Below are 12,105 nucleotides of genomic sequence, written 5' to 3' on the forward strand. Positions count from 1 at the left end.
GACTCGGGACTCGGGACTCGGGACTCGGGACTCGGGACTCGGGACTCGGGACTCGGGACTCGGGACTCGGGACTCGGGACTCGGGACTCGGGACTCGGATTTCAGTGTTGCGAACCGACCCAAGCACGTCAACACCGCGGCTCCCTATTCCCGGCTCCCCGATCCCGAAAAACCAAACCCGCCAGCCGCCCCCACTCCCCATTCCCTATTCCCCGCAGCAGCCTTTCGTCATAACATGGGCGTGACCGGCCAGCCCACGGATGGCGGCCGGCAGACACGGGGAGAGCGGGATGGGTTTCGATATCGAGTTGCTGTTGCTGGGGCTGACGCCCGTCTTTTTGCTGGCGGTGGCGTGGGAAATCCGCTACTGGGCACGCCGAGGGCGGGGCGATGTCTATGACTGGCGCGACACACTGTGCAATGCGGCGCTGGGCCTGCTGCATCAGGGTGCCGATAAGCTGGCGTGGGCTTTGGTGATCCCGCTTTATGCCTGGGTGTACCAGTACCGGCTATTCCACTTCGAGCTGTCGTGGCCGGCATTTTTCGCACTGTTTATCCTGCAAGACCTGCTCTACTACGGCTTTCACCGCGCCAGCCACCGCGTGCGCTGGCTATGGGCGGCGCACAGCGTGCACCATAGTTCGACACGGATGAACTTCAGCACCGCCTTCCGCCAGAGCCTGATGTACCCGCTTGCCGGCATGTGGGCGTTCTGGCTGCCGCTGGCGTGGCTGGGCTTTCCGCCGCAAGCCATCGTCGGCATCGTACTGATCAACCTCGCCTACCAGTTCTATATCCACACTCAGGCCATCCCGCATCTGGGCGCGTTTGAAAAGCTGTTCAACACCCCGTCCATCCACCGCGTGCACCACGCAAAAAACCCGCGCTATCTCGACCGCAATTTCGCCGGCGTGCTGGTGGTGTGGGACAAGCTGTTCGGCAGTTTTGTAGCGGAAGATCCGGCCGAGCCGTGCGATTACGGTACGGTCAAGCCGGTGGCAAGCTTTAACCCGCTGCTGGTCTCGCTGACCGAGTGGGTCGACATGGCGCGTGAAGTGGCCCGTGCGCGTTCATGGCGCGAGCGACTGCTGCTCTTGTTCGGCACGCCGGAAGCCGCAGAACAAATAGCGACCAGCCAATCGCCAATGCTTGACAGCCTGCCGGCCGGCAAGTCATGATGGCCGCACTATGACGAATACACAGCACGCTACCTGCTACGGCAAGTCTTATTATCCGGTCTCCCTTTTGGTGGCCGGAAAGTTTGCGCGCGTCTGAACAACAGAATCGACCGACATCCAGGCCGCCGCCCAAGGCGGCCTTTTTGTTGCTGGACGCCATGGGTGGTAAGCGGGTGAAGGTCCCACAACAAGGACCATCATGCACACACGATCAGCCTGGGGCTCGCGCCTCGGTTTTATCCTCGCCTCCGCCGGCTCGGCCGTCGGCCTGGGCGCCATCTGGAAGTTTCCCTTTGTCACCGCCATGAATGGCGGCGGTGCCTTTATCCTGCTGTTTCTGCTGTTCAGCTTCACCCTGGGCCTGGCCCAGCTTCTGGTCGAGTTTACGCTGGGGCGCGCGGCGCAAACCGGCCCGGTCGGCATGTTCCGCCAGTTGGCAGGCGGAGCTTGGCCGCTGGTGGGTTTGATGGGCATCTTCGCCGCCTTCGTGCTGTACAGTTTTTACAGCGTGGTCGGCGGCTGGACACTGGGCTATATCGCGCTGGCGGTTGAAGGCTCGGTGCTAACCACCGATAGCGGCGTACTGCAACAGACCTTCGCCCGCTATGTCGAAGACCCGCTGTGGCCGATTGTCAGCCATGCCGCTTTCGCGCTGGCAACGCTGGCCATCGTGCTGGGCGGGGTGGAAAAGGGGATCGAGCGCGCCAGCAAACTATTGATGCCGGCCCTGTTCCTGATGATGCTGGGGCTGATCGTGCGCTCGCTGACCCTGCCCGGCGCACTCGCCGGTGCCATCATCTTCTTCACCCCCGACTTTAATGCCGTCACCCCGGCCATGGTCGGCGATGCACTGGGTCTGGCCTTTTTCTCGCTATCGCTGGGTACCGGCGGCATGATCGCCTACGGCTCCTATGTGAAAAAAGAGACGCCGGTGCTGCATTCGGCGGCCTGGGTAGTGGGTTTGTCGTGCATGGTGGCGATCCTTGCCGGCCTGATGATTTTCCCGGCACTGACCGCCTTCGGGCTTGACCCTGCCGCCGGCCCGGGGCTGACCTTCATGACCATGCCCATCGTGTTTGCCAGCCTGCCTTTCGGCCAAGCCTTGGCCGTCGTATTTTTTACGCTGCTGGCAGTCGCGGCGCTGACCTCGTCGGTGTCGATGCTGGAGCTGATCGCGACCCTGTTTCTCGACGAATTCAAGCTGCCGCGCCGGCCGGTGGTGCTGGGACTGAGCCTCGCCGTGTTCGTGTGCGGGGTGCCGGCTTCGCTATCGCTGGGGCCATGGGCGGACATCAGCATCTTCGGCAAGAATATCTTCGATGCCATGGATTACAGCGTCAGCAATGTGATGATGCCGCTGTCCGGCATGCTGGTGGCGCTATTCGCCGGCTGGCGCGTGTGGCCCTTGCTGCGTGAACACTCAGGGCTTGGCGGTCTGCCGCTATTCCTGCTGAAGTGGAACTGCCGCCTGGTCGCACCGCTCTCAATCGCGGCGATACTGCTAAAAAACCTGTAAGCGGGCGTTTGACGCTCGGCGCAGATACATGATTTACTTATACGCATGAACCGTTACGCCGTATTTTTTGCGTTTTCCTTTATGGTCCGCCCGCTCAGGGCGGCCGGGACGGTTGCAAGCTTCTGAAATCATGCATTCCGATCGGGCCGCCCACTCAGGCGGCCCGATTTCATTTGGCCGCCAGCCCGCCGGAGTCACCACCGGAACTGGACACTATGCCGCAACACCGCCACAGCTGGGGCTCGCGCCTGGGCTTCATTCTCGCCGCCGCCGGCTCTGCCATCGGCCTTGGCGCCATCTGGAAATTCCCCTATGTCGCCGCCCAGAACGGCGGCGGTGCTTTTATCCTGCTCTATCTGGCATTCAGCTTTAGCCTCGGGCTCGCGCTGATGGTGGCCGAGATTGCACTGGGGCGCACCACCCGCAGTGGCGCCAGCGTCGCTTACGCCCGGATAGGGGGTTCCCGCTGGCGGCTGGCCGGCCTGCTGGGGGTATTCGCCGGCTTCGTGCTGTTCTCGTTTTACAGCGTGGTCGGCGGCTGGACCTTTGCCTATCTGGGCTTTGCCCTCGATGGCCGTGTGATGGCGACGGCACCGGCGGAGCTACCGGCACTGTTCGACAACTTCGTGTCCGATCCGCTGGCGCCGCTACTGACACATGCACTGTTCGCCCTCGCCACCCTCGCCATCGTGCTGGGCGGTATCGAAAAAGGCATAGAGCGGGCCGGCAAGGTGCTGATGCCGGCACTATTCGTGATCATGCTGCTGCTGGTCGCGCGGGCGCTGACACTGCCTGGTGCCGCCGCCGGCGTCATCGCCTTTCTGCGCCCCGACTTTAGCGAACTGACCGCAGCCCGTGCCGTCGATGCGCTGGGGCTGGCCTTTTTCTCGCTGTCGCTGGGTGTCGGCGCCATGATTGCCTATGGCTCGTATATGAAGACCGATATCGCCATCGTGCCGACGGCGGCCTGGGTGGTGACGCTGGCGGTACTGGTCAGCCTGCTGTCGGGGCTGATGATTTTCCCGGCACTGGCCGCCTTCGGCCTCGATCCGGCCGCAGGCCCGGGGCTGACCTTCATCGCCATGCCGGTCGTGTTCCAGCACCTGCCCTTGGGCGGCGTCTTCGCCGTGGCATTTTTTGCCTTGCTGGCGATGGCGGCCTTGTCTTCCTCGGTGGCGATGCTGGAGCTGGTGGCCATCTTTTTCATCGATGATCTGGGCTGGTCGCGGCACACTGCGCTATGCACCGTCACGGCTGCGGTGATTGTCTGCGGCATACCGGCAGCGCTGTCCTTCGGCGTGCTCTCCGATGTCAGCATTGCCGGCAAGACGATATTCGATGCGATGGATTACTTCGTCTCCAACCTTGCAATGCCTGTGGGCGGCATCGCGCTGGCGCTTCTGGCCGGCAGCGCAGCGGGCCAGCGCCTGGCCGACGAAGCCGGCCTGCCGGCCCGCGTACGCCGTGGCTGGCAGTTCGCTTGCCGTTACCTGATTCCGCTACTCGTACTCAGCGTGCTGCTTAAAAACCTGTAATGCGCTGGCGATTGTATCCCGCACTTGACGGATAAGGCGGTCACAAGGCATGCTAAAGCCATGAATTCGATAACCGTGACTTTCCGTTGCAACTGGTGGCGCCTCTCTTAAGCGGCGCGCCGGGTCACGACTATCCCCAACAGGCCGCCGACAAGGCGGCCTATGTCATTCTTCCCTCCTCCTTGCCGGCATCCATTTCCGCACAAGGAGCAGTTTATGCAGCGATCACAATGGGGTTCCCGCCTCGGTTTCATCCTCGCCTCGGCCGGTGCCACGGTAGGCTTGGGCTCGATCTGGAAATTTCCCTACGTCACCGCAATGAATGGCGGCGGCGCCTTCTTGCTGGTCTTTATCGCGCTGACCTTTACGCTGGGGCTCACCCTGCTGCTGGCCGAATTCGCCATCGGCCGTCATGCCAAAGTCGGCGCCGTCAGTGCCTTTAAACGGCTGGGCGGTGGTGCATGGCCGCTGGTCGGCTACGCCGGCGTGCTGGCGGGCTTTCTGGTACTGAGCTTTTACAGCGTGGTCGGTGGCTGGACGCTGGGCTATTTGTTGCGTGCCATCGATGGGCGGGTCATGAGCAACAGCCCCGAGGTGCTGGCCGCGCTATTCGGCCAGTATGTCTCCAGCCCGACCGAGCCCTTGCTCACCCATGGGCTATTTATGGCGCTGACGCTGGGTGTGGTGATGGCCGGCGTCAAGAACGGTATCGAACGCGCCGGCAAGGTGCTGATGCCGGCGCTGTTCGTGCTGATGCTGGTGCTGATGGTGCGCTCGCTGACGCTACCCGGTGCTGCCGCCGGTGTCGCCGCGTTTCTGGCGCCCGACTTTGCCAAGGTCTCGCCGGCGATGCTGGTGGATGCGCTGGGGCTGGCGTTTTTCTCGCTATCGGTCGGTGCCGGCTGCATGCTGGCCTACGGCTCCTACCTCGGTGACGATATCAAGCTGACCGGCTCCGCCTTGTGGGTCACCGGCCTGACCACGCTGACCTCCATCCTCGCCGGGCTGATGATCTTTCCGGCGGTCACCGCCTTCGGCCTGGATGCCGCCGCCGGCCCGGGGCTCACCTATATGACCATGCCTATCGTATTCAACCACCTGCCCTTCGGTCAGGGCTTCGCCATTGCCTTCTTCGCGCTGCTGCTGTTTGCCGCCCTGACTTCGTCGGTATCGCTATTGGAGCTGATCGTGGTCCTGCCGATAGACGAGTGGGGCATCAGCCGCAAGCAAGCGACCTTGGGCGTCGCCGCGCTGGTATTCGCCGCCGGCATCCCGGCATCCTTGTCCTTCGGCCTCTTGGCCGACTACAAGCTGTTCGGACGCAATATCTTCGAGCTGATGGACTACAGCGCCAGCAATATCCTGCTGCCCATAGGCGGCATCGGCACCGCGCTGTTTGCCGGCTGGAAGGTGTGGCCGGCGATGCGTGCCGAACTGGCACTGTCCCGCCCGGCACAAGCGGCGATGCGCGCGATGTGCTGCGTCATCGCGCCGCTGCTGATCGGTCTGATTCTGGTGTGGAATATCTGATGGCAACAGTCAGTCTTCAGACTGGATTTCCAGACGCAGTTTGTAGCTGCGTGGAAACTCCCGCTTGATGATGCGCTTCAGCAGCGCCGCCAGCTGATCGGCGTCAATGATGCGGGAATCAGACTGAAAACCAAATTCGCTGACACGGCATCGCCCGTCCGGCAGCTTGTCCAGCCAGAGGCCACGGTCTTTCTTGAAGCTGGATACCCCCAGCCGGCCCGGACAGGGCAGCTTGTGGTAGCGGATCTGGATAATGGATAGCGCTTGGGAATACAGGATAAACATGGGCAGCGATTCGGCAAGGCAATAGCACAACCATAGTCTGTGCTGTCACGCCGTGCCGAAGCGGCTTCAGGAGCCCGCCATAAAGGTACGGACGCCGGAGCCGATAAACTGCACGCCGACACAGATCAGCAAAAAGCCCATCAAGCGGCTTAATACCTCGCGTCCGGCCCGCCCCAGACGGTCGGCAATCACATCGCTGGATTTGAGCATCATCCAGACCCCGATGCTGGTGCCGGCAATCGCCAGCATCGTCATGAACATGGCACCGGCCTTCGCCGACCAGCTGGGCAACTCGGCAATCTCGGTCGACAGGCCGATCACGACCGCGATGGTGCCGGGGCCGCTGATGCCGGGCATGGCAATCGGAAAGAAGGCGCAATCCTCTTCTGCTGCCAGACGGTGCGAAGGGCTGCTTTCCTGCGACAGAAACAGCATGCGGTAGCCGATGACCGCCACCACGAAGCCGCCGGCAATACGCAGCGCACCATAGGAAATTCCGAAAAACTCCAAAATCAGATTGCCTGCCACCAGCGACACCACCATGATGGCGGCCGCGTAAATACAGGCCATGCGCGCCTGCTCGGCGCGCTGTGCATCGCTCATGCTGCGGGTCAGACTGATAAACAATGGAATCTTGGACAGCGGATTGGTAATGACGATCAGGCTGACCAGACCGCCAAACAGGTACTGCAGGTAGAAGGACGCAAACATTTGCGGGTACGGGCTGAAGGCGAGGCGTCATTGTTATGTTACTGGCCCGGCTTGCCCAGCATGACTTCGTGATTTGGCAACTATCTGTCGCATAGAGGACAAAGCGCCTGCGGCAATCTGCCGCAATCCGTTTAATGACAAATGTGGTAATTTGCACACCATCATTGCGCAACGGAGTTCCCATGAAAAAGCTGCTTGTTACCGCCCTGCTCGCCACGCTGTCGCTGCCAACCCTGGCCCACGCCACCGAAGCCGGCACACTGAGCATTCATCATCCGTGGAGCCGGGTGATGCCGGTGGCCGCGCCCAATGGTGCAGCCTATTTCATGTTGGAAAACAAGGGCAAGACAGCCGACAAGCTGATCGCGGCCAGTACGCCGCGCGCACAAAAGGCCGAACTGCACACCCATATCCACGATAACGGCGTGATGCGCATGCGCGAGGTACAGGGCGGCGTCGCCGTACCGGCGGGCCAGACCATCAAGTTCGCTCCCGGCGGCCTGCATGTGATGCTGCTCGGCCTGAACAGCCCGCTCGTCAAAGGCGAGCATTTCCCGCTGACGCTGAAGTTCGAGAAAGCAGGCGAAGTGAAACTGGATGTGGTGGTCGAAGACGGCATGCCGGCCGCAATGCCGATGCAGCACTGAAACCGGCCCGCAACCGCAGCCCAAGGGCGGCGGCCTGTCTGCTTGCCCCCCTCGCCGGTGTCAATCCGGCCTAGCCGCGCTAGATGGGGCCACTGACACACCGTACCTTGCCTGCACTTGCCTCATCGTCGAGCAGGGCGAGAATGGCTTCGGCCAGATCGGCGCGCGCCAGTGGCGCGCCACTGCCGGTGCCGCCGTCGTGCAACAGCCAGCGACCCGTACCATCGATATGACTCAGCTCACCGGGGCGCAGCAAGGTGGTCGGCAACGGGCTTTGCTGCCAGCGCGCCTCGGCTCGGCTCTTGGCACGAATAGCCTCGCCCAGCAAGGCCTCGGCCTGTGGCGAGAGCATGGGATAGAGTTCGCCACAACCAAAGCTCGTCACCAGCAAGGCGCGCTCAACAGCGTATTGCTCGCATGCGGCAATCACGTTGCAGTTACCGACATCATCAATGCGTCGACCCGACGCATCCTTGCCGCCCAGCAGACTGACGACTCGCCGTGGCCGGCTTAAGGCCAGCGCATGCAGGCAGTCGCCTGCTTCAAACGCATCCCCCTCGATCACGCTCACGCCCAAACCGGTCAGCGCCTCGCCATGCCCCGGGCGCGCCAGCGCGGCAACCTTCATGCCGCGTGCCCGTGCCGACTGCGCCAGCAGCCATCCGCTATTGCGGGTCGCCCCGAATATCAGCAAATCGTTCATGCCTGTGCTCCGTAAAGTGCACGCAGCGCGTCAAGCTGCGCCTGATTCAGCGCACCCTCGGCATCGCGACCGGCAAATACCTTGAACATGATGCCTCCATCCAGATTGGTAAATAACAGGCTGGCCGTATCGCGCCCCATAAATGGCCGCTCGACCAGATAAATCGCCTGACAGCGGGTGGCGCGCAGATGGCCGTGCAGCCCGCTTTTTCCATGCAGATTGTAAAAGCCGTGCCCGGTCTCGCCTTCGGGAAAGCGCCCGCCAAACTCGAAAATGCCGTCGCCGGTATGGATGATGACGGTTAGCTCACCCAGCGCAGGCAAAGCCTGCAGCACCGAAATACAGCGGCTGCCATCCAGCTTTTTCCACATGGTGTCCGGCAGGCACTCGATCACTTCGGCAGCGCTCAGTGCATTCGTTTCAGCCAGATTTTCCAGCACGACGCCGGGGTTGCGTAGCAGGCGGGCCTTGAGGGCGGAGAGTTGGGTGCTGTTCATGCGGTTTCCTTATGCGTATGGATGGGATGAAGCGTCATGGTCTGGCCGGCACGATGGTCCGGCAGGGCGATATCGGCAATCTGGCGCATCATGGTCGGGCCCCAGAAGCGGCCGTCTGTCGTCAGCCGGGCATGCGTGCCATCCAGCATCAGCAAGCCCTTACCGGCCCAATCTTGCAGCAGGGGCATGATGCGCGCTGGCACCGGCAGCGTAGCCAGCGCGAGGCAACCGCTTTCGATTTCACCTTGCAAGGCCGCTAGCCAGTGGCTGCCGGCTAAGCCGCTGGCCATGCGGGCAAGCGGTTTTTGCCTCGCCGGCGTATCGAGATAGCGGCCAAGGTCGGGCTCTACGGCGTAGCTGACGCCGGCCAGGTTGCCGCCCGCGCCCGCGCCAAAGGCAAGACACGGCGTACCCGACTTGATTTGCAGGTTGTAGCGATTACGCTCGCCTCCAGCGGGCGCACCGAAGTGGCTATTCGACAGTTGTGCCCAACCGGCATCGGCCAGCTGATGGCAGGCGATTTTGTACTGCGCCAACTGCTCGGCAAGGCCAGGCGCAGGCGGGAAAGCACCCTTTTCTATCATGCGCACAATCGGCAATTGCGGCATCAGGTTGAAGGCGTAGACATCCAGACCGGCAAGGCCGAGAGACAAAGCGGTATCGATATCGCGCCGCCAGATCTCTTCGTTTTGCCCCGGCAAGCCGAAGATCAGGTCGGCGACCACGACCTGCCCGCTGTAGCTGGCAAGCCAGGCGAGATAGCTCGCGGCCTCGTCACCCGGGTGCTTGCGCCCAAGACGGCGGCGAATGGCCGTATCGAAAGTCTGTACCCCGATAGAGAAGCGGTTGGCACCGGCGGCGACACAGGCATCGACCTTATCCGGCGTGAAGTGCGAGATACGCCCCTCGACGGTGATTTCGCAATCATCGCTCAGCGGCAGGGTGGCGCGCAGCGCAAGCAACAGCCGGGCAAGGTCTTCTGCCGCAAGCAGGGTCGGCGTGCCGCCCCCGAGATATAAAGCCCGGATACTGCCGCCGGGGGTGCGGCAGGCCGCATCGGCTTCCAGCTCGGCAATCAGGCGGTCGGTATAGCGCCGTGCCGACTCAGGGTTCCAGCCATTGCGGTAAAAACCGCAGAAAACACAGTGATTGGCACAAAAGGGGATGTGGACATAGGCCAGCGCATCATCGGGTACGGCAGCAGCTTGCAGTGACTGCCAGCGTTCGGGCCATGCGGGCTGCGGCAAGGCCGTCTGACCCCACATCGGCATCAGTGCGCGGCGGGAACTAAAGGGTAGTGCATCAGGCAGAGCGTCAGCCATGAAGTCTCCAGTAAGAGGAAAGTGATAGCTGGCGGCGGCTGGCTTTTTTATAGATTAAATGAGAATTGATCGCATTTGCAACAAATTTCCCGATAGCACCTTGCTACTTCAAATGAGAATCATTATCATTGCTGCAATCGAAACGGAATTGACACCATGAACAAGACCTGCCCCACCCCTCAGACAGCGCCGCCTGGCGATACTGTCATCCTGAAAAGCCTGCAACTATTCAGCAGCGGGCGAGAAGTCAGGATCGATCATGCAGGTGAAATCTACCGCCTGCGCCTGACCAGCAACAACAAACTGATCCTGACCAAATAATCGCGGGGAAGATCCCCGACCCAGCCAGCCAGCCAGCGAGTGCGCCAGCCAGCCAATAACCCGACAGGGAGTTTGCATGGCCCGCTTTCGCCTGACCCCATTGCTTATCGGCCTCGCCTCGGCGTGGCCTGCGTTTGCAGAAACCTCCATCCAGCTTGAACGGCTGGAAACCGTCGAGGTCACCGCCCACCGCAGCACCAGAACACTGGCCGAAACGGCGCCCAATGCCGTCGTGGTTTCGCGCCACAAGCTCGATACCACACTAGCCGAAGACATGGCCGAAGCCGTCAAGTACGAGCCGGGCATCGAGGTTGCCAGCGATCCTGCACGGCGCGGCAATGCCGGCTTCAATATTCGCGGCATCGATGGCAACCGTATCCTGATGCTGGTCGACGGCGTGCGCCTGCCCGAAGCCTATGCCGGCGGCGGCAATGGCAACGGCTATGTTTCCGGGCGCGATTTTGTCGATATGGACAGCCTGCGTGCGATCGACATCGTCAAGGGGCCGTTCTCCAGCCTGTACGGCTCGGATGCGATCGGCGGCGTCATCGGCTATCGCACACTGGAAGCGGCCGACCTCATTGCCGACGGTGAAAACAGTGGCGGCCACGTCAAGCTGTTTGCCGGCAGCAGCGATAAATCGGCCGGCGCAACCGCGGCGCTTGGCGTGGTCGGCGAACGTACTGACGCCATGCTGCTGCTGACACGGCGCAAGGGACACGAAACTGAAAACCGTGGCGACAATCACGCATCGGCTCCCGCCAGTGCCAAGGACCGGACCGCGCCGAATCCGCAGGACTTCAGCAGCGACAATGTGCTGGCCAAATTCGGCTACGCACCAGCCCCCGGGCAGCGTATCGCGCTGACGCTGGAACACTATCAGCGCGACACCGATACCGACGTGATCAGCGCCCGCACCGCCGCCGGGCGTGGCGCAGGTGTAGACCGCCTGCTGGCCGATGATCAGGTCAGGCGCGATCGCGTCTCGCTGGGCTGGCAAGCAGAAGGTGCAGGCATTTTTGACAGTCTGAATGCCAAGGCCTACTGGCAAAAGCTCGATAACCGCGACAACAGCATCGAATGGCGTTCCGACCAATCCCGCCGCCTGTCCGACTACGGTTTCGAGCAGCAGGTTCGCGGATTGAATCTGGATGCGACACGGGCATTTGCCATCGGCCAGACCCAGCATGCCCTGCACTGGGGGCTGGATATTGCGCGCACCGAAACGGCCCGCCCGCGCAACAAGCTGGAAATCAAGGCGGATGGTTCGAGCAATCAAGTCATCGCCGGCGAAACCTTCCCCAGCAAGACCTTCCCCGACAGCACCTCCGACAGGCTGGGCATTTTCGTACAGGACGAAATCCGTCTGGCTGGCGGCATCATCGCCTCGCCCAGCCTGCGCTGGGATTACTACCGGATGAAGTCCCACCTTGATCAAGCCTATCTCAACGCCAACCCCGACGGTGCGGTGCCCGCGTTCAGCGACAGCGCCTTCTCGCCAAAATTCGGCCTGTCGCTACCGTTTGCCGATCACTACACCGGCTTCTTGCAGCTTTCCACCGGCTTTCGTGCTCCGCCGTTCGACGATGCCAATATGGCCTATGCCAATCAGGCCCACGGCTACGAGGTCATTGCCAATCCGCAGCTGAAATCCGAAACCAGTCAGGGCATCGAACTGGGTGTCAAGGGGATATGGGATCACGCCGACTTCGGGCTGACCGCCTATGCCAACCGCTATCGCGATTTCATCGAACTGGCCAGGCTGCAAGGCGACAGCAATGGCAACGGAATCGGCAGTGCCGGGCGACCCGGCACATTTGAATCGCAGTACCAGAACATAGGCCGGGTCGATATTCACGG

12 protein-coding genes are annotated in these 12,105 nt (G+C 62.0%); 7 read left to right on the plus strand and 5 right to left on the minus strand.

Features of this window, described 5'->3' with window-relative positions; genetic code table 11:
- Positions 1-290 precede the first annotated feature (290 nt).
- The 4 genes from ACRC1E_RS05400 (at position 291) to ACRC1E_RS05415 (ending at position 5,759) form a co-directional block, all read left to right on the plus strand.
- Entirely contained in the window at positions 291-1,178 is an 888-nt protein-coding gene (locus tag ACRC1E_RS05400) for a sterol desaturase family protein (protein WP_438514086.1), read from the plus strand.
- 199 nt (positions 1,179-1,377) lie between these two features.
- Entirely contained in the window at positions 1,378-2,694 is a 1,317-nt protein-coding gene (locus tag ACRC1E_RS05405; protein WP_438514087.1) for a sodium-dependent transporter, read from the plus strand.
- Between the two features lie 215 nt (positions 2,695-2,909).
- Positions 2,910-4,229, plus strand: coding sequence for a sodium-dependent transporter (locus ACRC1E_RS05410; RefSeq protein ID WP_438514088.1), 1,320 nt, complete (start codon positions 2,910-2,912; stop codon positions 4,227-4,229).
- Between the two features lie 216 nt (positions 4,230-4,445).
- Positions 4,446-5,759 carry a sodium-dependent transporter gene (locus tag ACRC1E_RS05415; RefSeq protein WP_438514089.1) on the plus strand — a complete coding sequence of 438 codons (1,314 nt, stop codon included), beginning with the start codon at positions 4,446-4,448 and terminating at the stop codon, positions 5,757-5,759.
- A gap of 9 nt (positions 5,760-5,768) precedes the next feature.
- Here ACRC1E_RS05415 and ACRC1E_RS05420 read toward each other — a convergent pair whose 3' ends face one another.
- On the minus strand, positions 5,769-6,044 hold the full coding sequence (locus tag ACRC1E_RS05420; protein WP_438514090.1) for a hypothetical protein: 276 nt from the start codon (positions 6,042-6,044) through the stop codon (positions 5,769-5,771).
- 66 nt (positions 6,045-6,110) lie between these two features.
- Complete coding sequence (locus tag ACRC1E_RS05425; protein ID WP_438514091.1) at positions 6,111-6,755, minus strand: MarC family NAAT transporter; 645 nt, start codon at positions 6,753-6,755, stop codon at positions 6,111-6,113.
- Between the two features lie 182 nt (positions 6,756-6,937).
- Between ACRC1E_RS05425 and ACRC1E_RS05430 the strand changes: the two genes are divergently transcribed.
- Complete coding sequence (locus ACRC1E_RS05430; protein WP_438514092.1) at positions 6,938-7,402, plus strand: copper chaperone PCu(A)C; 465 nt, start codon at positions 6,938-6,940, stop codon at positions 7,400-7,402.
- Between the two features lie 79 nt (positions 7,403-7,481).
- Here the strand turns inward: ACRC1E_RS05430 and ACRC1E_RS05435 are convergent, their stop codons facing one another.
- Genes ACRC1E_RS05435 through hutW form a run of 3 tightly spaced genes read right to left on the minus strand, consistent with a single transcriptional unit; the run spans position 7,482 to position 9,924 of the window.
- The gene (locus ACRC1E_RS05435) at positions 7,482-8,105 is read right to left on the minus strand and encodes an NAD(P)H-binding protein (protein ID WP_438514093.1); all 624 of its coding nucleotides are present in this window, start codon (positions 8,103-8,105) and stop codon (positions 7,482-7,484) included.
- The gene (hutX, locus tag ACRC1E_RS05440; RefSeq protein ID WP_438514094.1) at positions 8,102-8,602 is read right to left on the minus strand and encodes a heme utilization cystosolic carrier protein HutX; all 501 of its coding nucleotides are present in this window, start codon (positions 8,600-8,602) and stop codon (positions 8,102-8,104) included. The genes ACRC1E_RS05435 and hutX overlap by 4 nt, the downstream gene beginning before the upstream one ends.
- Positions 8,599-9,924 (minus strand): heme anaerobic degradation radical SAM methyltransferase ChuW/HutW, encoded by a 1,326-nt coding sequence (gene hutW, locus ACRC1E_RS05445; protein ID WP_438514095.1) that lies wholly within the window; start codon positions 9,922-9,924, stop codon positions 8,599-8,601. The genes hutX and hutW overlap by 4 nt, the downstream gene beginning before the upstream one ends.
- 156 nt (positions 9,925-10,080) lie before the next feature.
- Between hutW and hemP the strand changes: the two genes are divergently transcribed.
- Both hemP and ACRC1E_RS05455 read left to right on the plus strand, forming a co-directional pair.
- Entirely contained in the window at positions 10,081-10,245 is a 165-nt protein-coding gene (gene hemP / locus ACRC1E_RS05450; protein ID WP_438514096.1) for a hemin uptake protein HemP, read from the plus strand.
- A gap of 76 nt (positions 10,246-10,321) precedes the next feature.
- A partial coding sequence (locus ACRC1E_RS05455) for a TonB-dependent hemoglobin/transferrin/lactoferrin family receptor (RefSeq protein WP_438514097.1) occupies positions 10,322-12,105 on the plus strand: 1,784 nt, incomplete at its 3' end.

The organism is Craterilacuibacter sp., assembly GCF_051659485.1.
Classification (GTDB): domain Bacteria; phylum Pseudomonadota; class Gammaproteobacteria; order Burkholderiales; family Chromobacteriaceae; genus Craterilacuibacter.